The sequence below is a fragment of the Varibaculum prostatecancerukia genome (assembly GCF_943169825.2).
In the GTDB taxonomy this organism is placed as follows: domain Bacteria; phylum Actinomycetota; class Actinomycetes; order Actinomycetales; family Actinomycetaceae; genus Varibaculum; species Varibaculum prostatecancerukia.
Genome location: NZ_OW968402.1, coordinates 159,541 through 180,494 on the forward strand (window position 1 = coordinate 159,541; position 20,954 = coordinate 180,494).

A 20,954-nucleotide genomic window follows, 5' to 3' on the forward strand; every position below is an offset into this window, starting at 1 on the left:
CTGGGAAAATGGATGCAAATGATATGGGCGATGCGCTCCAGCGGGTACTAATCAGCGAGCAGCAAATCGCGGACAAGCTTGGGGAAATGGCTAATCAAATCGACCACGACTATCGTGGGCGAGAAATATTGCTGGTAGGGGTGCTAAAAGGTGCCACTATGGTGATGGCGGATCTATCGCGCCTCATCCACACTCCCTTAGAAATCGATTGGATGGCGGTGTCCTCCTATGGGGCTTCCACCAAATCCTCCGGGGTAGTGCGGATCCTGAAAGATCTGGACACTGACCTAGGTGGACGGGATGTGCTGATTGTAGAGGACGTGATTGATTCCGGCCTTACTTTGGATTGGCTCACCCGCAACCTGAGTTCCCGGGGTGCGGCCTCGGTAGAAATTGCGGCGCTGCTGCGTAAACCGGAGGCAGCGAAAGTTGCAGTGGACGTGAAATATGTGGGATTCGATATTCCCAATGATTTCGTGGTGGGATACGGCCTGGATTATGCGGAAAAGTACCGGAATCTGCCGTTCGTAGGCACGCTCGCTCCGCACGTTTACCAATAGCAGCCTCCTTCCCCAGTTGAGAGGACGCTGCGCCGAAAGCATAAAATATGGGTGAGGGCGACCAGAATAAGCAATTAGGAGGCAAACCGTTTAGGCTTGTCTTTATAAAATAATGCCGCCACGCGGCACCGGCTAATAGGGTATGAAACCGATAAATGGCGAATAAGAAAAAAGATAGTCAAAAATTGTGGCTCAAATGGGGAATCCCGGCGATTCTAGTAATCGCCGTCTTTTGGGCAACTTCCCTGATAATGGCACCCACCATAGTTGATACCTCCGAGGGGATCGCGCTGCTCAAAGGGAAAACCGTCGAGCGAGCGATAGTCAATGACGGTACCCAGCAGGTAAAGCTAGAGCTAACGAAAAAGTACACCCCCAAAAACTTGGGGAAAGACGCCCAGGTGATTCCGCCGAGTGGCGCTAAGGAAGTCACTTTTACTTTCGTGCAGTCTCAGGCAGAGCAGATAAACGACCTTATCCAGGATGGGGATCTTAAGAAGGGCTATAACTCGATTTTCCCCACCGGTTCTTGGTGGTCAGCGCTTTTGCAGATGATGATTCCGCTGCTGCTGTTCTTTGGTCTTATCTGGTGGGCAATGTCCCGGATGCAGGGCGGCGGAATGCTGGGATTTGGTAAATCCAAATTCAAAAAGTTTGACGCCAGTGCCCCCAAGATCACTTTCGCCAATGTTGCTGGAGCTGACGAGGCAGTAGAAGAACTACGAGAGATCCAAGAGTTCCTAGGCAACCCCTCGAAGTTCCATAACTTGGGAGCTCGGATCCCCAAGGGCGTGCTGCTATGCGGTCCCCCCGGAACCGGTAAAACGCTGCTGGCTAAAGCGGTAGCCGGGGAAGCTAAAGTTCCCTTCTTCAGCCTTTCCGGTTCGGAGTTCGTAGAAATGTTCGTGGGCGTGGGCGCCTCGCGCGTGCGCGACCTATTTGCTCAAGCAAAAGAATCTGCTCCCGCCATTGTGTTCGTTGACGAGATTGATGCGGTGGGACGTCACCGCGGCACTGGCATGGGCGGCGGCAATGATGAACGCGAACAGACCCTGAACCAGTTGCTGGTGGAAATGGATGGCTTTGACGAAAACACCAACGTGATTTTGATTGCCGCCACCAACCGTCCCGATGTACTCGATCCCGCACTGCTGCGCCCAGGACGATTTGACCGGCAAATAAACGTGGATGCGCCCGATATTAAGGGACGTAAAGCGATTTTGCAGGTGCATGCCAAAGGCAAGCCGATGACCACCGATGTGGATCTAGAACAGATCGCTAAACGCACGCCCGGATTTACCGGTGCCGACCTAGAAAATGTGCTTAACGAGGCGGCGCTGCTAACTGCCCGCTCTAATGCAGATCTGATCGATATGCGAGCAGTTGATGAAGCCATCGACCGGGTGATTGCGGGTCCCCAAAAACGTACCCGGGTGATGAATGACCATGACAAACTGGTCACTGCCTATCACGAGGGTGGACACGCGCTATGTGCCGCTGCCTTGCACTATACCGATCCGGTCACCAAAGTTACGATTTTGCCGCGCGGGCGCGCCCTGGGATACACCATGGTGATGCCGACTGAGGATCGCTACTCCCGCACCCGCAACCAGCTACTAGATGAACTGGTCTATTCCATGGGAGGACGGGTAGCTGAAGAGCTAGTTTTCCTGGATCCTTCCACCGGTGCCTCCAACGATATTGAAAAGGCCACCGCTAATGCGCGCCGCCTAGTAACCGATTTCGGAATGTCGGATAAGGTAGGGCCGGTAAAACTGGGCAAGGAAGATAGCGAACCCTTCCTAGGACGTGATGGCTTGTCCAGCAGAAACTATTCCGAGGCAGTGGCCGGCACCATCGATGAAGAAGTCCGTAACTTCATGGATAACGCCAACCGCGAGGCTTGGGAAATCCTCACCCGTAACCGAGGAATTCTTGACGATCTAGCCTGCCGGTTGATTGAAAAAGAAACCTTGCTAGAGGACGAGCTCAAGGAAATATTCGAGCCGGTGCAAAAACAGCCTGAACGGGAAGTTTGGTCCTATGGCAAAGAGGGCGCAGTTCCGGGAGCTGTAATCGGGCATCCGGTTAAGCAAACTCAAGCACCGGCCACTGCTCCGATTCCCGAACATTTGGAAGTAGAAGGTAAATAGCTGGTGAGTTATAACCAACAAGGGGTTGAGCGGGCTATTCGTGACCTGCTGGTCGCTATTGGCGAAGATCCCGAGCGGGAAGGGCTGCAGGAAACCCCGGCACGCATGGGCAGGGCCTGGAAAGAAGTAATGTCGGGGATGCACTCCGATCCGGCGGCGCCTTTGGAAAAACAGTTCAAAGTGGACGATGACGAGATGGTGATGGTGCGGGGGATTCCCTTCTATTCCCTGTGTGAGCACCACTTATTGCCGTTTTTCGGAGTGGCGCACGTAGCCTATATTCCTCGTGATGGTCGGATTACCGGACTGTCGAAACTGGCGCGAGTAGTAGAGGGATTCTCCCACCGCCTGCAGGTGCAAGAAAGACTAACTGCGCAGGTAGCGGATGCGTTAATGGAAAAACTTGATCCCCAGGGGGCGGCAGTAGTTATCGAGGGCGAGCATCTTTGTATGTCCATGCGGGGCATTAAGAAACCGGGGGCACGTACCACTACCTCGGCGCTGCGCGGTTCTATGCGTTCAGACCCGCGTTCTCGCGCGGAAGTGCTTTCTTTAATCCGCGGAAACTAGATGAGGCTAGGTGCTTTAGCGCATCGAAAAGGTAAGACAAATATGGTTTTTGCCTGCCTCCAGACCGAAAGCTCGTTTAATGACAGGTAGGCTAGAACCATGAAGATTCTGGAGATTCCTGACCTCTTGACGCCGGGACGCACCAAAGTTATGGGGATCATTAACGTCACTCCAGATTCTTTTTCCGATGGCGGAGCGTGGTTTAGCCCCGAAAAAGCGATTTCGCACGCCCTCGAATTAGAAGCGGAGGGCGCCGATCTTCTCGATATCGGGGGCGAGTCCACTAGACCGGGAGCCCAATCCCTAAGCCCGCAGGAAGAACAAGACCGAGTGTTGCCGGTGATTCGCGGCTACCTGGATAAATCTTCCAATCCGCTCCCTATTTCTTTAGATACCGTAAACGCAGAAACCGCCCAGGCGGGGATAGCGGCCGGGGTGCAAATCATTAACGACATTTCCGGGGGAACTCTGGATCCGCAGATGCTCCCGGTGGTGGCGGAAAATAATGCCTACTATATTTGCCAACATATGCGGGGCAACCCCAAAACCATGGATAGCCTGTGTGATTACGGTGGGGACGTAATCGGCGGGGTTTGTGCGGGTCTAAAGCAGCGCGTTCAGGCCTGTGAAAAGGCCGGGATTGATCTGCGGCGACTGATTTTAGACCCCGGTTTAGGGTTTGCTAAAAGCGCGCAGCAGTCCTGGGAGCTACTGGGGAATCTCGATAAGCTGGCGCAACTGGGGTATCCGTTGTTGATTGGGGCTTCCCGCAAACGCTTCTTAGAGATGGCAGTACCTGCCGCCTGGGATAGGCATCTGCCTGCAGGGGTTGAAGCGGGAGCCGCGCGGCGCGAAGCAGCCACCACGGCGGTGAGTGCGCTGTGTGGTCAGGCAGGAGTTTGGGCAGTTCGAGTACATAAGGTTGCGGCCTCGCTTAGTGCGGTCGCAGCGGGGCAACTGTGGAGGGAGGCAGCATGTCGCTAAGCCAAGAGGAAATCAGTCAGCGACTGGAATATCTTGACCATATTAGCTTGGTGGGGATTCAGGAACGCGGACTGCATGGGGTGCTCGATCATGAACGCCAAGACGGACAGCTTTTCCTGGTAGACGCGGATATTTACCTGGATCTGCGGGATGCCGGAGCCAGTGACCAGATTGCAGATACGGTGGATTACTCGCGGATATCCGGACTGATTAGCCGGATTATTACCGGCCCGCCCTGCGACCTGCTAGAAAAAGTGGCCACCCAGATCGCCGAAGAAACTTTGCAGCTCCCGAAAGTGCAGGCCGTGCGGATTTGCCTACACAAACCGCAGGCGCCCCTGGGAATAGAGAAAGAGGACGTTTCGGTAACTATTTGGCGTGGCCTAGAGAATCTGCCACCCGAGCCAGAAGTTTCCCAGATAGAAACTGCTGCTCTGGATTTAAACGAGATTCATGCGCAGGGTCCCTTAGACAGTAGTGATAGTCCGCAAGAAGAATCTGAAAATCCCCTGGAGCAGGCCCCGGATTCGCCGCGGCAAGTGGTGATTGCCATGGGTGGAAACCTTGGAGAGGTCAGCGAAACTTTCCGGAAAGTACTCACCGAGCTTTCACAGGTCAACGGAGTAGGGGTTGTGGAAGTATCTCCACTGGTGCGCACGGCAGCGGTGCTGGGAGAAGGACAGGAAGAACAACCCGATTACCTGAATGCGGTAGTAATCGTTTCGACGGTGCTTTCCCCGCTTGATTTGCTGCGTCTGCTGCAAGAGATTGAGGACGAGCATGGGCGGGAGAGAAACGAGCATTGGGGCGCGCGCACCCTCGACCTCGACATTATCGATTATCAAGGAGTTACCAGCGAGGATGAACGTCTAACTCTGCCGCACCCCCAGGCTAGTCAGCGTGCCTTTGTGCTTTTGCCTTGGTCGCTGGTGGCGCCTGCAGCCGAACTTGCGGGCGCCGGGGAAGTGGTGGTTTTAGCCGACTATGCCCCGGATCGCGATGGCGTAAAAGAGATATATCCCGATTGGGTGGGCAGCAGCCATTCACACGCCGAGATCGGCAAGGGATCGATACCTTTGCCTCGTTGGTCAGCAGTTTCGCGTCCACCAGCAGTTCCGCGAGTTTTAGACGATGCCCGCGAGTTGCATCCCAGCGGACAAATTCCGCAAGTTGAGGAAAATACTGCGGAGACCACTGGCCAGCAGGAGGACGTGGAGGCGGAAATTCCGCCACTTCCGGTTCCGCCTGCCTATGCGCCAACTGCGGTGTCACCTCCGCCTGCCAGTTCCCAGCCGCTACCCAGCATGGGCAAGGAGAGCCCCCAAGAGGCAGTGGTTTTGGATGAGGGATTACCGGCAGAGGTTAACGAAGAGGTTCTAGAGGAACCGCCTGCAGAAGTGGCACCCGCTAATACCAGCCTCTGGCAGCGGATTAAAGCATTTTTCACCGGTAAAAAAACTGACCGGGAAACCCCGATGGAAACTTTGTTACCCGCAGCTGCGGCAGAAGATGAGGTATCTTTGCCGAGCCCGGAATGGCAATCTGTTCCAGCCAAAGAAAACGAAGCCCCCGAAACTGCGTCTGAGCCAGAAGAAACAGTTACTGAGGCTCCAGAAGAAATAGTCACCGCGGAGTCAGAAGCAGTAGTTACCGCGGAGCAAGAGGTCGAGACTATCGAATATGGCAGTGGACGTCACGCTGGACGCCTAGTCACCGGACCGATTCCGGCCCTGGAAGAATCTCCGTTGCCACAGTCTTTAGAGATTACCGCGCAGCACCTAGAGGTGGCCGCTGATTCCTCTAGTAGCGACAGTGAAGCAGAGCCTATGGTGGAGCGGCGTTCCATTCTGCGTCCTACCACTACGGGAGCAGTCCCTGTGGTAAAGAAGGCACCTGACACTACCGATCAGCCCACCGCGGCCTTCGATCCGTTGCAGGACTCCGAGTAACAGCATGCGACCGCTACGAAAATTTACTTTGCTAGTGCTGGCGCTAGTTGCGCTGGTTGGCGGCTATTTTCTCAGCGACTTGGCGGTGAAAATGGGGGGCAGTCCCCTCCAATTCAGTCCCATACTGACTTTGCTGGTGTTTTGCGGAGCCATTGTTTTGGGGATTTTCGGGCAGGCAGTTAAACGCCTGCGGGATGGAAAACCCTCCTGGATACAGCTAGCTAAAGCCCCAATGGTGGCGCTGGTTGCCCAAGCCGCAGCCGTGTGGTCATCGCTGTTTATTGGATATTTACTTTCCCAGTTAATCCTGGTTTACCAGCTACGTCATACCGAAATGGCCGGTTCCTTTGCCGCTAGTACTATTGCTTTAGCCCTAGCTAACCTGCTGCTATTGGTGATTGCTTTGCTGGTGGAATCTTGGTGCATCATTGACGATGGCGAGGACGGTCCTGCAGGAGGAAAAACAGCTCCCGGGGGTGCCAATCCGGCTTCTGCCTAAAAGGCTGGGGTAACCTAAGGACATGAGTCCAGACCAACTCCGACGCCGCTCCGATAATACGCGTCCCTCACAAACAACTTTTTGGGTACGCCGGCTAGTGGCATTGTTAGTTTTGGCGGTATTGATCTCCCTGGTAGTGCTGATTGTTCGTTTTGCCTGGTCATGGATGCAGGCGGCAGATGATAGTCAGCAGCGTGCTAAAGCGCAGCAAACCAAAGAACAGCTGGTAACCCAGCCAACCGCCTGCAAAATGTCCAATATTGCCTACAAGTTAGAGCCGGAAAAGGCCGAAAATCAGGTGGGGGCAGGAGTTAATTTCAAGGTAGTTTTGCGTAACACCAAGGGTAATCAACCCTGCACCATGAACGGCGCGATAGACAAGGTGGGCGTGAAAGTGATTACTGGCGAAGACACGGTTTGGGAATCTTGGAAATGCCAGGGGAAGGTTGACACCCAGCCCTTACTGCTGGGAACCGGTATGGAGTACAACACTACCCTCACCTGGAATGGGAAAGTCGTCAGTAACTGTAAGGTTGGCGACATGGCGCAGGCCGGAACCTATCAGGCGATTCCGGTCCTAAATGGTAAAGAAATCACCGACGGTAAAGAAGTCTTTACTCTTAAGTAGCCTCCCCTTCGGGCAGTGCGATCATAACTGCTTCAGCCAGGTTAGTTACCGGATGTAGAGTCATCCCTTTAGGGGCAGTAACTTCGTCGGCTCCCAGGCGAGGAATCAGGGCGTGACGAAAACCTAGCCGCGCGGCCTCAGATAAGCGTCGCCCGCAACCCACGGTGGCGCGGATCTCTCCGGTCAGGGACACTTCCCCAATAGCCACCATTTTTTCTAGGGGAGGACGCGACTGGGCGGCACTGGCGATCGCTAACGCCACCGCCAGGTCAACTGCCGGTTCGCTGGTTTTGGCTCCCCCCACAGTGGACACATAAACGTCACACTGGGAAAGGGCGAGGCGCAAACGGGCTTGCAGCACCGCTAGGGTCATCGCCACCCGTGAATAATCCAGTCCCGAGGTGGTGCGCCTGGCTGATCCTCCCGATACCAGCGGAGACACTAAGGCTTGTATCTCGGTAGGCATCGGGCGCCGTCCCTCTAGGGTCACGGTTACGCAAGTACCGGGCACCCGGGAGGAAGTTTGCGAAAGGAATAGCCCCGATGGATCCGCTAACCCGATAATTCCTCGCTCTACCAGTTCAAAGCAGCCAACTTCATCGGTAGCTCCGTAGCGGTTCTTGATTGCCCGCAGCAGCCGCAGGCGGGTGTGACGATCCCCTTCGAATTGGGTGACCACGTCTACTAGGTGTTCTAGGACGCGCGGGCCGGCAATCCCGCCGGATTTAGTGACGTGTCCTACCAGCAGAACCGGGATTCCGCGGCTTTTGGCGACCTCGATTAAAGCCGAGCAGACTGCGCGTACCTGGGTGACATTTCCGGCTTGCCCACTGACCTGCGCGGAAGCAATAGTTTGTACCGAATCCGCAATCACTAGCGAGGGGGAGCATTGGTCAATATGGCCTAGGACGTTTTCCAATTCGGTTTCTGCAGCCAGCAACAAATTATCTGCCAGGGCGCCAATCCGCTCTGCCCGCAGGCGCACTTGGGCGGCTGATTCCTCACCGGTCACATACAGTACCGACTTGTTTTTCCATTTAGAAGCAACTTTTCCGGCAACGTCTAATAGCAGGGTGGATTTTCCCACCCCCGGTTCGCCCGCCAGTAAAACCACTGATCCGGCCACCAAGCCACCGCCGAGTACCCGGTCAAGTTCCCCAATCCCGGTAGGGATAAATCTGGCGTCAGCAATATCAACTTCACTGATGGGTAGGGCTTTATGGCTGGGAGTTTTGCCCGCGATCTTGTTGCGGGAGGTCGGGGGCTCGTCTGCAGGGACGGTTTCCTCTAAAGTTCCCCAAGCTTTGCAGTTGCGGCATTGCCCCAGCCACTTGCTGGATTGCCACCCGCACTCGGAACATTGATAGCTTGTCTTTACCTTGGCCATGCCTTAACTCTAGCGCGGCATGCCTGTGAAGCATTCGGGCGCGGTAGGCTGGAAGCAGAACGCGTAATTATCTACACCTGGGGACAATAGGAGGACACAGATGGCGAAACGGGATACTGGCGCATCTGGAGTGCTGGTTATCGGTTTAGGGCGTTTCGGCTCAGCGGTGGCCGCCTCTTTAGAGAGCCTAGAACGCGAGGTTTTGGCGGTAGAAAAATCCCCGCGGATTGTCACCCAATGGCAGTCGCGCTTACCGGTGGTGCAAGCCGACGCTACCAGCGCTGAAGCTCTACAACAGCTGGGGGCTACCGATTTTCAGGCAGCCGTAGTCGGGGTAGGAACCGCCCTAGAGGCATCGGTGCTGATTACCGCGAACCTGGTGGATTTGGGAATCGGGTCGATCTGGGCAAAAGCCACTTCCCTAGAGCATGGGTCTATCTTAAAGCGAATCGGCGCTCACCACGTGGTTTACCCCGAATATGATGCCGGGGTGCGCACCGCTCACCTGGTGGGCGGCAAGATGCTGGACTATATCGAGATGGATCGTAAGGGCTTCTCGGTAGTGAAAATGCGTCCGCCCAAAGCTTGCCACGGCTTCACTTTGGCAGAACTGGATACTCGCTCCCGGTATGGGGTCACGGTAATCGGGGTGCTCTCTCCTGGCGAACCTTTTGAATATGCCTCTCCGCAAACGCGTGTGGACGCGAACGACATCATTATTGTTTCCGGCGATGCTGAACTTTTGGAGCAATTTGCCCAAATGCCCTAACCTGCATTTTTGGTTGGGCTTAAGGGATTTAAAAATTTTTGAGGACGCGACGCGGCTCATCCCGCCGGGACGCTCTATCCCCGGTAACGTCAGTTTCTAACGCCCAAACTATCCGATGATGGGGCGTTCTTCGGGCATTCTGATTACTCTACGGCGCTCGCGCAGGGCGAGCGCCGCCGCCACTGTCATGGTGCCAGTCCTGCCTGCGAACATCAACAGTACCAGTGAATATTTCCCGATAATTGGCAAATCTGGGGTGATTCCGGTCGATAATCCCACGGTGGCAAAAGCAGAGATCACTTCGAATCCGAGAACGTCCATCGAATAGTCGGTTACAGACAGCAAGAAGAAGATAGCGGTCACGACCATAATGGCACCCAGGCCAGTGACAGCCACCGATAAGCGCACTACCGAGGGGGGAATCCGCCGATGGAAGGCCTCTACGTCCCGATCCCCGCGCGCCTCGGCCATAATCGCCAGAATCATGACTGCCAGGGTAGAGACTTTGATGCCCCCGGCGGTAGAGGCGGATCCCCCACCGATAAACATCAGCACGTCCAACAGGAACCAGGATCCTCTGGTCATTTGGCCTACGTCAATAGTGCTGATCCCGGAGGAACGCGAGTTGACTCCGAAGAGAATCGAGGTTTGTAGAGATTCCGAGGTGCTCATAGAAGCGAAGGTTCCGCGGTTATTCCATTCCGAGCAGGCGATTACTACCGCGGTAAATACCCAAACAGCCAGGTAGGTAGTAATGGTCAGTTTCGAGTGCAAACTGAGTTTGTGAGGCGAGCGCCAGTTCTCTTTCACATCTAGCACCACGGGGAACCCTAGGGCGCCTAGGAAAGTTCCCAGGATCACCGGGGTGATCATCCACCAATCGCCCAGGTGGGCATCTACGCCCTCCGGCAGATTGATTAGCCCCGCGTTGTTGAAGATAGAGATGGACTGGAATAGGGCGTGCCAGATCGCGGAGCCCACAGATTCGTTCAAAGTTAAGAACCGGGGCAAAAGGGCAATGAAAATAATAGCTTCACAGGTAAAGGAGGTGACGATAACCGTGCGTATCAGGGCGCCCACTTTACCCAAAGAGGCAGTTTTTTCGATTGCGGCCAGCATTCTTTGGGTTAGTCCGATGTGGCGCGATACTGCCAGCGCCAAGATCGATGCCAGAGTCATTACCCCTAGGCCGCCAATATGGATGCCCAGCATAATCACGATTTGGCCAAAAAATGACCAGTAGGAGGCGGTGTTGACTACGGTCAACCCGGTTACACAAACCGCCGAGGTGGCGGTAAATAGCGCGTCTACCAGAGGGGCAGGTTTGCCGGTAGTGGTGGAGATGGGTAAGCACAGCAGCAAAGTCATTACGAAGATGATGCCAGCGAAAACCATCACCACCAGCCGAGCAGGGGAGTTGCGGGCAATACGGTCTATGGATTCTCGCAGCTTTGCGCGTTTAGAAACGTTCTTTTTACTTGCCATCACCCCTCCCTTGCTGAAAGAGAAAATATTTCCTGCCTAGATACTAACCCGCTACCAGTAAAATCGGTTAGGACTAGCGCAAGTTCCTCCCTCTCGCCCGAGTAGCAATCCCCAGTAGCGCCCTCATCAAGTAAAGAAAGAGTAAAAGTAGGGGGAACTTTTTATGGAAATTTGGGTTAGATGGTGGTTTTCCAATAACTTTCCTGTGGCAGTTGTGAAAAGTGGGTTATATGGGGTAGTTTTAGACATGGATATGCGAAAGTCTAGATTTTATCCAGGCTTTCCGCCTAAGCTATTAGTAATAGTCCCTAACCGGCATGGATCAACTCAGGACGGAACATTATGGCACAGCAGCAAGCTCCGCGCTTCGTAACAGTGGCAGAAGTCGCGGATCTGATGCGCGTGTCAAAAATGACGGTTTACCGCATGATTCACGCGGGCGATATTCCCGCAGTTCGGGTGGGTAAATCATTTAGAGTTCCCGCTGCTGCTGTTGATCAGATGATGGGGCAAGGTTTTGGTAACTGGGAGCAGAGCTCCGGGGTGGCCAATAGTTAACCTCCGCCTAAGTTGTTGTATAGTAGGGCGAGAAAAATACCTCAGGTTATAAGGGCGCCGCGCGCGCACTAAGAAACAAAAGGAGGGCCTAATGGGCTCGGTAGTTAAGAAGCGCCGTAAGCGTATGTCCAAGAAGAAGCACCGTAAACTGTTGCGTAAAACTCGTCACCAGCGCCGTAACAAGAAGTAACGGGCAAATATTTTAAATGGATCCAGGATTTCCCTGGATCCATTTTTATTTTCCGCTATCCTACAGAAGCTGTCCGCAACTGCTCTTTCTAAGCGCTGCGGCGCTGGGGGACCTCCTGGCTAGCGCGAATAATCTCGCGGCGTTCTTCCGCACTAAGTCCGCCCCAAACCCCATAGGGCTCCTGGGCGGCCAGTGCATATTCCCGGCACTGGGTGATCACCGGACACTGAGCACAGATAGCTTTCGCGGCATCATCGCGTCGCTTGCGAGTACCCCCGCGTTCGCCCTCGGGATGGAAAAACTGTTCGGTATCCAGATCCCGGCAAGCTCCTTGGTATTGCCACTCCCATAAATCTGCCAGTGGCGCGGGAAGTCGCGAGAAGTTACTCATCAGTGCTCCTTTGTGTCCCTCTAAGTTATGGTCAGTATGAAGGGGTTAGCTTACAGTTTTCTGAAAAGAACGGTATTTTTTAGTGAAATCTAGCTAAATAAAAGTTTAATTCGCAGCTCAGGAGGGCAAGTAAAAGTAATTAGCGTTCAGCGAATTAGTAGTGAGAATAAAGTTTCTGCCTCTTCCTGGCAATGCTGATGCTTTCAGGAAGCTGGTGCCACCGATAAACAAACACCGGATTTAAGGTAAGACAGGTCACATCCAGCAGTGAATTTGCTGGAAAACGTGCCAATAGGTGAATAAAAGTGGCGACAAGCTGGTGGTTCGGGCTAATCTTAAAAAGGTGATTATCGAACACCTGGAAGCCCTAGAAGGGCTCACTTATGACGACGTTCTCTTACTCCCCGAAACTACCGATGTGGTTCCCTCCGCGGTCGATACCTCCAGCAGGCTAACTAAACGAATAACCCTGCATACCCCAGTAATATCTGCCGCGATGGACACGGTCACCGAAGCCAATATGGCGATCGCAATGGCGCGGCAAGGCGGTATCGGAATCGTGCATCGCAATCTACCGATTGCGGAGCAGGCCGCACAGGTGCGACAGGTTAAACGCTCTGAATCCGGGATGATTACCGATCCGGTTACTATCGGACCGGATGCCACTTTGCTGGAACTAGATCAAGAATGTGGGCATTACCGGGTTTCCGGTCTGCCGGTAGTGGATGAGGATCGCAAACTCAAAGGGATAATCACCAACCGGGATCTGCGGTTTATTCCCGCAAGTAAGTGGGCGACGGTCAAAGTGCGGGACGCCATGACCCCCATGCCGCTTACTACAGGACGCAAAGGGATGGCGCGCGAGGAAGCGCGGGCATTGCTGGCCGAAAAGAAAATCGAAAAGCTGCCGCTAGTTGATGACGAAGGTCGCTTGACCGGGCTAATCACAGTTAAAGATTTCGTGAAAACCGAACAGTACCCCAATTCCACAAAAGACGAAGAAGGCCGCCTGCGGGTAGGTGCTGCCCTGGGATATTGGGGAGATACTTGGGAACGCGCCGAAGCCTTAGCGGAAGCGGAAGTAGATGTACTGGTAGTCGATACCGCTAATGGTGGGGCAGAGCTCGCCCTGGAAATGATTCGTAAGCTGAAAGCTTCCCCCACTTTCGCTGGGATCGAGATCATCGGCGGAAACGTGGCTACTGCCGAGGGTGCGCAGGCACTGATCGATGCCGGGGTAGATGCAGTGAAAGTCGGGGTCGGACCCGGTTCTATCTGCACCACTCGGGTAGTGGCCGGGGTGGGCGTACCCCAGATTACCGCGATTAACTTGGCTGCTCAGGCCTGTTCTAAAGCGGGGGTACCTTTGATTGCCGATGGTGGCCTGCAATATTCGGGAGATATTGCCAAAGCCATGGTGGCGGGCGCCGATACCGTGATGTTGGGTTCCCTGCTGGCAGGCTGCGAAGAATCCCCAGGTGAACTGGTGTTTGTGAACGGTAAACAGTATAAGCATTACCGCGGTATGGGTTCGCTGGGGGCGATGAGTTCGCGTGGACGCAAATCCTATTCCAAAGATCGCTATTTCCAGGCGGAAGTTACCAGTGATTCGCAGATCGTTCCCGAAGGAATCGAGGGGCAAGTGCCGTTCTCCGGCGCGCTATCGGCGGTGCTTTATCAGCTGATTGGGGGACTGCGGCAATCCATGTTCTATACCGGTTCCTCCGATATCGCTACCTTGAAAGCGCGGGGTCGTTTCGTGAAAGTTACCGGCGCTGGCCTGCGCGAATCCCATCCCCACGATGTGCAGATGACCGCAGAAGCCCCCAACTACCACTCGGCAGTTAAATAACCACGTATTATTTGAAACGAAAGTGCCGTAAACGCGGGCAAGTTAAGGAGTAAACGGTGGGCTGGATTGATGGGCCATTTATGGGTTTCGATACCGAAACCACAGGCGTAAAACCCGCAACCGATCGCATAGTTACTGCGGCCTGCGTGGAATGGCGCCATGGACAAACCCGGGAGCAAACTTGGCTGGCTGATCCAGGTATCCCCATCCCGGAGCAAGCCCAGCAGGTTCACGGGATTTCCACCGATTATGCCCGTGAACATGGACGTCCGTTAGAGCAAGTGGTGACCGAGGTAGCGCAGGTTCTAGAGGCCTGCGGTCGAGCGCAGATCCCGGTGGTTATCTATAACGCCTCTTTTGATTTACCGCTGCTAGATAGTCATTTGAAGCGTTTAGAACTGCCCACCATGCGCGAGCGAGTAGAGTTTTTGCCGGTCATCGATCCCTTGGTTTTAGATCGGGCACTAGATCGCTATCGGCGCGGCAAACGCACCCTGGAGGCGCTCGCGGAGTTTTACCAGGTGCGTGGGGAAGATGATTTGCATGATGCGTTGGTCGATGTGCGGCAAACTATTGCGGTCTTGCGGGCGCTTTGCGCTGCCTATCCCCAACTAGGGCAGATGGATTTGCGACAACTGCAGGACTATCAGCGGGATCAGCACCGCGAGTGGGCGCAGCATTTTAACCAGTTTCTGCTGTCCAAAGGACGCAACGCCGATGTGAGCGAGGAGTGGCTAGCGTGAGTGAGCAGCCCGGTTACGGTTATCGCGGCGAGGGCGAGCCGCAGGGAAATCCGCCAGGTATCGCCCCGGAACAAGGGCGCTATTTTCCTCCGCGCAACCCCAATCAGCGCCCGCAGCCAGCAGGCGCTCCTCAGCCTCAAGTGCCGGGCATCCCGCAAGTTTCGCAGACCCCGGGAGCGGCTCCGCAAAACCCTGTTGAACGACCCCTGCAACACGCGGCAGCCCCGCGACCGGCACTTCCTCCCCGTCAAAGCATCAGACGTGCGCCAGAACCCGCCCAGCCAGCTGAGAGCTATCCGCAGGTCAGCCCGCGTCCAGGGTCAGCACCGGCCAGGTCGCCTCGTACCTCGACTAGTTCCCAGCAGCACGTCCCGGCTTCCGCCTCACCGGCAGCGGCTGCGGGCGGCTATGACGCTCCTGCCTCTGTTTATGGTTCTTTGCCCAGCAGCGCGGCGACGTCACCCAGTAACTTAGCTGCGCCCCAAACAAGCGCGACTGCCGGTCAGGCATCGCCGTTAAACCCGGCGGTTTCTCCCGAAGAAGCCGATCAGGAATCTAAGTCCTCTCGGCGCTCCCCCTGGTGGCTGCTATATGGCCTGGTAGTTGTGCTTTTAATTGCCTTGGTTAGTTGGCAAATAGTGCGGCTTAGTACCGGGAAAGTTCCCTCTGCGATTCCCCTGGGCACCCAGGCAGGTGCCACTGAAACTGCGGCGGCTCCCGAACCTAAGCCCATTGCTACTGCCGATAGCGAGCAGGTGAAAAAGGTATTATCAGCGCAGCCGGTGAGTCCCGCGCAGCTGGGAGGGAACAAGAAGCGAGTAACTTTCCGTTCTCAATCCGGAATTGCGGTTTGTACGATTGCCGAGAAACTCGAGGAGGACGTGCCACCGTTAGTTCCCCAGGCAGCAGATGCATCGGGTGCGCTTTCTAGCGGCAGCGGCGTGGTTTGCGCTACTGCCAGCAACTTTGATGCTGCCGGGAATGTTGGGAAATGTAATGAAGGCGATTTACGCCTGTCGGTGTTGGGAGTGTGGGACGCCTCCTCCGGTATTGGAGGGTGCGTGAACGGTACCACCCCGCTATACCAGGATGTAGTTGCTGGTCAACGGGATAACAGTGGTAAACGTTTCGACCTGCAATCGCTAGGGCCGGGGCAATACACCCAACTTGGTAAATACGCCTGCACCTTCGGGGGTAGCGATGTTACCTGCGTAAATGTTTCTACCGGTAAGGGCTTTAGCTTCGTTGATCTTGGCGGATATAAGTTCTTCTAATAGCTAGGCGGGATCGAGCAGCCCGAAGTGTTCAAAAGCTGCCGCCACCCCGTCCTCCTCAATCGAGGGAGCAATCCAGTCCGCAATCTCGCTTAACTTTTTTGCCCCGCCCGCTAGAGTGATCCCGATACCCGCGTCGCGCACCATTTCAAAGTCGTTTACGGAATCCCCAATCGCGATTGCTTGGTCAGGGGAAACCCCAAAATGTTGCAGAACTTCACGCATGGCGGTGCCTTTATTGACGCCTTTTACCCCCAGCTCCACCATTTCCCCGGCGCGCACGTGAACCGATCCGGGTATCACCATAAAGCGGTCTCCGAAGAGCCGGTGGGCTTCTTCAAAGCTAGAGGAGGCATCGGGGGAAAGATAGAAAACGCATTTTGCTGCCGAGGTGGGAATACCGCTGGTTACGTAGGGCATGATTTGTTCCAGGTAAGCCGACCAATCGCCGCTGGCGGCACGGTCAGACTTTCCCGCCAAACGGAAAAAGTCTAGGAAGTTTTCAGAGGGGTAGAAGCGGTCTTTACCTTGCCAAAGCCAGGTGGCACCGCTGCGGCGGAAATAAGCTGTCCACTCGGCGATGGCGTCCTCGTCCATGGAATGATTGGCCAGTACCTGGTCATCCACTTCCACGTAGGCGCCATTAGCGGTAATAAGCCCAGAAAAGGGCAGGAAAAACAGGGAGGGATAAATTTCAGGGAAGGAACGCCCAGTAGCGATAAATACTTTGTGTCCGCCCTCGGTAGCCGCGGTGATAGCTTCCTTTACCTTAGGGCTGATCACCTGGTTGTGGTCGATTATGGTTCCGTCTAGATCCAAAAAAGCGAACTTGCGCATTGCTGCTCCTTATAAGGGACACCTGCCAAAGAGGAAGTCTGACAGTTTCCGGCTCTCTTCCACCCTATGGGGAAAACCCAGCTAATGCGTGCTTATGTGGGTCTCCCTAACAAAAGTGCATTACCTGCTCTAGCTAGACAGTGCACTTTAGGTGAGTGCGGGGAAAGCATTTGGTGCCCCGAACAGGATTCGAACCTGCGGCCTTTCGCTCCGGAGGCGAACGCTCTATCCACTGAGCTATCGGGGCTGGACTTCAACGATTCTACACATTTACCCCGGCGCTTACTAAATCAACGCCCTCTAATTAGACGCTGATTACATTTAGGGAGGCAGACGCTAGCGAAGGCGGGTGCAATAATATGAACATGACTTTTTCTAGCCCTTATACGCACGGTTTTGCCCGGGTTGCCGCCATTACTATTCCCAGCCATCCCGGCCAGCCGGATCGAAATGTACCGGAAATCGCGGCGGCAGTTCGAAAAGCCGCCCGCCAAGGTGTCTGTATCGCGGTGTTTCCCGAGATGAGTATTTCCGGCTATACCCTCGATGACCTGGTGTTTTCTGAGCGTTTGCTAGATAGTGTGGAGAAAGGAATCGAACGCCTGGCCAAAGCGACTTCGGATTGCGCACAGTTAATCGTGGTGGGAGCACCGCTGCGAATGGCGGGACAAATCTACGATTGCGCGGTGTTCTTGGCACGCGGAAAAGTCGTTGCCCTGACTCCGAAAGTTTTCCCTTCAAACGCCACTTATGAAAAACGCTACTTTACTTCCGGCGCGCACCTGCCTGCAGATGCCCGTTGGGAGGCGCCCCAGATTCCGGGAGTCAGCGAGGCTCCTATAGGGAACGGGATAATCAATATCGAGGACGTGGCTGGCCTGGCAGTGGGGGCAGAAGTTGGTAGTGACGGGACTGCGGCGCGTTCTCTGTCACTGGCACTTGCCTTGCAAGGGGCAAGGGTAATCGTCAATCCCGCGGCTTATCCTGCCACTTTAGGGGGCGGCGAGCAGCAGAAACTACTGGCTGCGGCCACTTCCCGGCGCGGGATTTGCGCCTATGTACACGCGGGAGCCGGGAATGGGGAATCGTCCTCTGATGCCGCTTGGGAAGGGCGAACCTTTATTTACCAGGACGGCTCTAAGCTAGCGGAAACTGAACCCTTCCCCAGCGAAACCCAGATCGCCCTCGCCGATATTGATTTAACCGCGCTCGCCAATCGGAGACGGCGCGAAAGTAGTTTCGCGGATGCCAGAGCCGGGCAACCCGAAAAACCCTGGGAGATAAAGATTCGCCTGGGAGTGGGAGCTGCGGGAGCGGCTACCGCCTTTGACCCTTGGGAAAATCATTTACACCCTGGCCAGTCAGCAGGTGAAGACGGGGGAGTGGAGCTGATTCCCAGCCCGACCAGGTTCCCCTTCCTGCCCGTCGATCAAGACGGCATAGACCGCGCCTGTCAGCAGGCATTCCAGATTCAGGTTTATGGGCTGCAAAAACGTCTGCAGGCTGTCGGCAATCCCAAGATGGTGTTGGGAGTATCCGGAGGGCTAGATTCTACTCAGGCTCTTTTGGTGTGTGCCCAGGTGGCCGCGCGCCTCGGCCTCGATAAATCCCAGATCTTGGCCTATACCTTGCCCGGTTTCGCCACCTCAGCAGGAACTAAATCTCACGCCTTTAAACTGTGTGAATCCTTGGGGATTAAGTGCGAGGAAATCGATATTCGCCCGGCTGCCCGGCAAATGCTCGCCGATATGGGGCATCCTTTCGCCGAAGGCGCCGCCCAATATGATGTAACCTTCGAGAACGTGCAGGCGGGGCTGCGCACCGACTACCTGTTCCGGATCGCCAACCACCGGGGCGGCCTAGTGATTGGAACTGGGGATTTATCTGAGGGTGCGCTGGGGTGGTGCACTTATGGGGTGGGCGACCATATGTCGCATTATTCGGTTAACCCCGGAATCCCCAAAACCATGCTGCAACACATGATTCGCTGGGTCTGCCGGCAAAACCTGTTCGGTGAAGCCTGCACGAAAGTGCTGAAAGATATTTTGGCGCAAGAAATCTCCCCGGAACTGATTCCGGGAGGCGAGGAAAAACTGCAATCCACCCAGGACACTATCGGCCCTTACGAGCTACACGAATTCTTCCTCTACCACCTGCTATTAGGGCGCGAACCCCGCGATATTGCCTATCTGGCGCACCAGGCGTGGGCAGATAAACAAAAGGGGCTATGGCCGGCAGACCTGCCAGAATCAGATCGTCACCAATACGATTTGGCAACTATTTTGCGCTGGTTGCGCGAGTTTTTGCGCCGCTTCTTTACCTCCCAGTTCAAACGGACTTGCGTGCCTGGCGGGCCAGGAATAACTGCTGGATTCGGTCTCAGTCCCCGCGGTGATCTGCGGATGCCCTCGGATATTTCCGGAGAAATTTGGATTAAACAGGTTGACGAGTTGCTTTCGGCTTTAGAGGACGAAAAGTAGGCTATTAGTCGCTAAAGCCATGCGGTGATTCCGTTCGTCGAGGGAAGCGCCTCGCCCGTCCTCGCCTGGTACCTAACTCTTCATTAGCAGGAAACGCTGCGTCCTCCCTACGGATATTTCCTTTTGTCCAAAGAGAGCCGCAGCTACCTAAGAGAGCTAGAGCACCTCAAATTAACTAAGCGGGTGCGATGGGATATTTTGGAAGCAAAGAAGAAAAATCGGTGAAACCAGGGCGCTTACCCCCGCTGGTTATTGCCCATGAAAATGGCGGTTATCCGCCCAACTTTAGGAGGAACAGTGAGCGAACGCGAAGCGACGCTAACCCCGGAAATACTATCTGAACTGCGCAAAGACTTCTACGCGGATCCGCGCGGTAAGTTAATGCAAAACGCGGTTACCAACTCAGATATTGACCAGGTGGCGCAAAATCACCAAGTGGTGGCGTATGCGGATCGTTCCATGTCCCACAAGATAGATGCTTGGCCGGTGGCTAACCAAAAGAAATCGGGACGCTGCTGGCTATTCGCCGGTCTGAATCTGCTGCGTTCCTCCATGATTAAGCGACTAAATGTCGAGAACTTCGAGTTTTCCCAGGCCTACCTGTTCTATTGGGACAAACTAGAAAAAGCCAACTATTTCTTTGAATCCCAGATTGAGCTGGCGGATCGAGATATCGATGACCGCACGGTCGCCCACCTGCTAGCCGACCCGATTGGGGATGGGGGACAGTGGAATATGTTCGTGGCGCTAGTCGATAAATACGGGGTGGTTCCAAAGTGGGCAATGCCAGAAACCGAATCCTCCTCTAACTCAAAGAAAATGGATCGGATCCTGGAACGTTACCTGCGGGAAGGGGCGCTGGCCCTGCGAAAAGCCGCGCAAAAAAATCCCGAAACTGTCGCCGAAGTTAAAGCTAGCCTGCTGGGTGGGGTACACCGGATTCTTAATATCCACCTGGGAACGCCCCCGGAAAAGTTCGTGTGGCAATACAACGATAAAGACAATAAGTTTGAGCGGCTAGGGGAAGTGACTCCCCAACAGTTCGCGGATAAATATATCGTCAATGACCTGCGTAACTATATTTGCCTAGTTAATGATCCGCGCGAAGCTAACCCTTACGGGAAAACTTATACCGTGGATCGGCTGGGTAACGTGCTGGGAGCTGCTCCGGTACGGTACCTAAATGTACCGATGCAGGTAATGAAGGATTGTGCGGCCACCGTACTGCAGGCAGGAAAACCGGTTTGGTTCGGTTGCGACACCGAGCAGCAGGCAGATCGGGAGTTTTCCCTTTGGGACAAGAACCTCTACGACTATGGCGGAGTATATGGGGTACATTTCGGGATGGACAAGCAAGAACGCCTGCTTTCCCACGAATCCTTAATGACGCACGCCATGTTGTTCGTGGGGGTCGATATATTGGACGGCAAACCGCGTCGTTGGCGGGTAGAAAACTCTTGGGGCTGCGAAGACCGTGCTGACGAGGGGTTTTATACTATGAATGATTCCTGGTTTGACGAGTACGTTTTTGAAATCGCGGTGCATCGTGACCGGCTCCCCGAAGAATACCGGGAGGTTATCGATTCTAAGGATGAGCCGATAGTGTTGCCGGCTTGGGATCCGATGGGGTCGCTGGCCTAGACCT

At 54.8% G+C, this 20,954-nt stretch carries 19 protein-coding genes and 1 tRNA gene; 15 read left to right on the forward strand and 5 right to left on the reverse strand.

Features of this window, described 5'->3' with window-relative positions:
- Positions 1–8 precede the first annotated feature (8 nt).
- From hpt to KO216_RS00690, 7 genes are all read left to right on the forward strand, one after another.
- Positions 9–560, forward strand: a complete 552-nt coding sequence (gene hpt, locus KO216_RS00660) for a hypoxanthine phosphoribosyltransferase (RefSeq protein ID WP_215522348.1) — start codon at positions 9–11, stop codon at positions 558–560.
- Positions 561–715: 155 nt separating this feature from the next.
- Entirely contained in the window at positions 716–2,713 is a 1,998-nt protein-coding gene (gene ftsH, locus KO216_RS00665; RefSeq protein ID WP_215522349.1) for an ATP-dependent zinc metalloprotease FtsH, read from the forward strand.
- A 3-nt stretch (positions 2,714–2,716) separates the two neighbouring features.
- On the forward strand, positions 2,717–3,283 hold the full coding sequence (folE, locus tag KO216_RS00670; protein WP_215522350.1) for a GTP cyclohydrolase I FolE: 567 nt from the start codon (positions 2,717–2,719) through the stop codon (positions 3,281–3,283).
- A 99-nt stretch (positions 3,284–3,382) separates the two neighbouring features.
- A complete protein-coding gene (gene folP, locus KO216_RS00675; RefSeq protein ID WP_215522351.1) occupies positions 3,383–4,267 on the forward strand; it encodes a dihydropteroate synthase in 885 nt (294 codons plus the stop codon).
- Positions 4,258–6,216, forward strand: coding sequence for a 2-amino-4-hydroxy-6-hydroxymethyldihydropteridine diphosphokinase (gene folK / locus KO216_RS00680; protein WP_215522352.1), 1,959 nt, complete (start codon positions 4,258–4,260; stop codon positions 6,214–6,216). The genes folP and folK overlap by 10 nt, the downstream gene beginning before the upstream one ends.
- 4 nt (positions 6,217–6,220) lie before the next feature.
- Complete coding sequence (locus tag KO216_RS00685; protein ID WP_215522353.1) at positions 6,221–6,715, forward strand: DUF3180 family protein; 495 nt, start codon at positions 6,221–6,223, stop codon at positions 6,713–6,715.
- A gap of 22 nt (positions 6,716–6,737) precedes the next feature.
- Positions 6,738–7,343: a hypothetical protein gene (locus tag KO216_RS00690; RefSeq protein WP_215522354.1), complete on the forward strand. Its 606-nt coding sequence runs from the start codon at positions 6,738–6,740 to the stop codon at positions 7,341–7,343.
- Here the strand turns inward: KO216_RS00690 and radA are convergent.
- Complete coding sequence (radA, locus tag KO216_RS00695) at positions 7,336–8,730, reverse strand: DNA repair protein RadA (protein WP_215522355.1); 1,395 nt, start codon at positions 8,728–8,730, stop codon at positions 7,336–7,338. The two genes, KO216_RS00690 and radA, sit on opposite strands and share 8 nt — an antisense overlap.
- Positions 8,731–8,830: 100 nt before the next feature.
- Here radA and KO216_RS00700 point away from each other — a divergent pair, with 100 nt between their 5' ends.
- Positions 8,831–9,499, forward strand: a complete 669-nt coding sequence (locus tag KO216_RS00700) for a potassium channel family protein (RefSeq protein ID WP_215522356.1) — start codon at positions 8,831–8,833, stop codon at positions 9,497–9,499.
- Between the two features lie 108 nt (positions 9,500–9,607).
- On the opposite strand, the gene KO216_RS00705 is transcribed toward KO216_RS00700, so the two are convergent.
- Positions 9,608–10,984 (reverse strand): TrkH family potassium uptake protein, encoded by a 1,377-nt coding sequence (locus KO216_RS00705; protein WP_215522357.1) that lies wholly within the window; start codon positions 10,982–10,984, stop codon positions 9,608–9,610.
- A 342-nt stretch (positions 10,985–11,326) separates the two neighbouring features.
- On the opposite strand from KO216_RS00705, the gene KO216_RS00710 reads away from it, so the two are divergent.
- Together KO216_RS00710 and KO216_RS00715 are read left to right on the forward strand one after the other, a co-directional pair.
- Positions 11,327–11,542 carry a helix-turn-helix domain-containing protein gene (locus KO216_RS00710; protein ID WP_122819878.1) on the forward strand — a complete coding sequence of 72 codons (216 nt, stop codon included), beginning with the start codon at positions 11,327–11,329 and terminating at the stop codon, positions 11,540–11,542.
- 91 nt (positions 11,543–11,633) lie between these two features.
- Positions 11,634–11,732 carry a 30S ribosomal protein bS22 gene (locus KO216_RS00715; RefSeq protein ID WP_019174583.1) on the forward strand — a complete coding sequence of 33 codons (99 nt, stop codon included), beginning with the start codon at positions 11,634–11,636 and terminating at the stop codon, positions 11,730–11,732.
- 88 nt (positions 11,733–11,820) lie between these two features.
- Here the strand turns inward: KO216_RS00715 and KO216_RS00720 are convergent, their stop codons facing one another.
- Positions 11,821–12,123 (reverse strand): WhiB family transcriptional regulator, encoded by a 303-nt coding sequence (locus KO216_RS00720; RefSeq protein WP_215522358.1) that lies wholly within the window; start codon positions 12,121–12,123, stop codon positions 11,821–11,823.
- 343 nt (positions 12,124–12,466) lie between these two features.
- Here KO216_RS00720 and guaB point away from each other — a divergent pair, with 343 nt between their 5' ends.
- Genes guaB through KO216_RS00735 form a run of 3 tightly spaced genes read left to right on the forward strand, consistent with a single transcriptional unit; the run spans position 12,467 to position 15,992 of the window.
- Positions 12,467–13,975, forward strand: a complete 1,509-nt coding sequence (guaB, locus tag KO216_RS00725; protein WP_374047516.1) for an IMP dehydrogenase — start codon at positions 12,467–12,469, stop codon at positions 13,973–13,975.
- A 56-nt stretch (positions 13,976–14,031) separates the two neighbouring features.
- Positions 14,032–14,718: an exonuclease domain-containing protein gene (locus tag KO216_RS00730; protein ID WP_215522359.1), complete on the forward strand. Its 687-nt coding sequence runs from the start codon at positions 14,032–14,034 to the stop codon at positions 14,716–14,718.
- Positions 14,715–15,992, forward strand: a complete 1,278-nt coding sequence (locus KO216_RS00735; protein ID WP_215522360.1) for a hypothetical protein — start codon at positions 14,715–14,717, stop codon at positions 15,990–15,992. The genes KO216_RS00730 and KO216_RS00735 overlap by 4 nt, the downstream gene beginning before the upstream one ends.
- Before the next feature lie 3 nt (positions 15,993–15,995).
- Here KO216_RS00735 and KO216_RS00740 read toward each other — a convergent pair whose 3' ends face one another.
- Positions 15,996–16,829, reverse strand: coding sequence for an HAD family hydrolase (locus KO216_RS00740; protein WP_215522361.1), 834 nt, complete (start codon positions 16,827–16,829; stop codon positions 15,996–15,998).
- 171 nt (positions 16,830–17,000) lie between these two features.
- Positions 17,001–17,076 (reverse strand) — tRNA-Arg (locus tag KO216_RS00745).
- A 112-nt stretch (positions 17,077–17,188) separates the two neighbouring features.
- On the opposite strand from KO216_RS00745, the gene KO216_RS00750 reads away from it, so the two are divergent.
- Both KO216_RS00750 and KO216_RS00755 read left to right on the forward strand, forming a co-directional pair.
- Entirely contained in the window at positions 17,189–19,309 is a 2,121-nt protein-coding gene (locus tag KO216_RS00750) for an NAD(+) synthase (protein ID WP_309547318.1), read from the forward strand.
- 297 nt (positions 19,310–19,606) lie between these two features.
- On the forward strand, positions 19,607–20,950 hold the full coding sequence (locus tag KO216_RS00755; RefSeq protein ID WP_251451703.1) for a C1 family peptidase: 1,344 nt from the start codon (positions 19,607–19,609) through the stop codon (positions 20,948–20,950).
- Positions 20,951–20,954: the final 4 nt, after the last annotated feature.

What these genes read in the sequence shown, in the direction of transcription:
- hpt (WP_215522348.1), top strand. Translation starts at nt 9, where the DNA reads ATGGATGCAAATGATATGGGCGATGCGCTCCAGCGGGTACTAATCAGC.
- ftsH (WP_215522349.1), top strand. Translation starts at nt 716, where the DNA reads ATGGCGAATAAGAAAAAAGATAGTCAAAAATTGTGGCTCAAATGGGGA.
- folP (WP_215522351.1), top strand. Translation starts at nt 3,383, where the DNA reads ATGAAGATTCTGGAGATTCCTGACCTCTTGACGCCGGGACGCACCAAA.
- folK (WP_215522352.1), top strand. Translation starts at nt 4,258, where the DNA reads ATGTCGCTAAGCCAAGAGGAAATCAGTCAGCGACTGGAATATCTTGAC.
- KO216_RS00685 (WP_215522353.1), top strand. Translation starts at nt 6,221, where the DNA reads ATGCGACCGCTACGAAAATTTACTTTGCTAGTGCTGGCGCTAGTTGCG.
- KO216_RS00690 (WP_215522354.1), top strand. Translation starts at nt 6,738, where the DNA reads ATGAGTCCAGACCAACTCCGACGCCGCTCCGATAATACGCGTCCCTCA.
- radA (WP_215522355.1), bottom strand. Translation starts at nt 8,730, where the DNA reads ATGGCCAAGGTAAAGACAAGCTATCAATGTTCCGAGTGCGGGTGGCAA.
- KO216_RS00700 (WP_215522356.1), top strand. Translation starts at nt 8,831, where the DNA reads ATGGCGAAACGGGATACTGGCGCATCTGGAGTGCTGGTTATCGGTTTA.
- KO216_RS00705 (WP_215522357.1), bottom strand. Translation starts at nt 10,984, where the DNA reads ATGGCAAGTAAAAAGAACGTTTCTAAACGCGCAAAGCTGCGAGAATCC.
- KO216_RS00710 (WP_122819878.1), top strand. Translation starts at nt 11,327, where the DNA reads ATGGCACAGCAGCAAGCTCCGCGCTTCGTAACAGTGGCAGAAGTCGCG.
- KO216_RS00715 (WP_019174583.1), top strand. Translation starts at nt 11,634, where the DNA reads ATGGGCTCGGTAGTTAAGAAGCGCCGTAAGCGTATGTCCAAGAAGAAG.
- KO216_RS00720 (WP_215522358.1), bottom strand. Translation starts at nt 12,123, where the DNA reads ATGAGTAACTTCTCGCGACTTCCCGCGCCACTGGCAGATTTATGGGAG.
- KO216_RS00740 (WP_215522361.1), bottom strand. Translation starts at nt 16,829, where the DNA reads ATGCGCAAGTTCGCTTTTTTGGATCTAGACGGAACCATAATCGACCAC.
- KO216_RS00750 (WP_309547318.1), top strand. Translation starts at nt 17,189, where the DNA reads ATGAACATGACTTTTTCTAGCCCTTATACGCACGGTTTTGCCCGGGTT.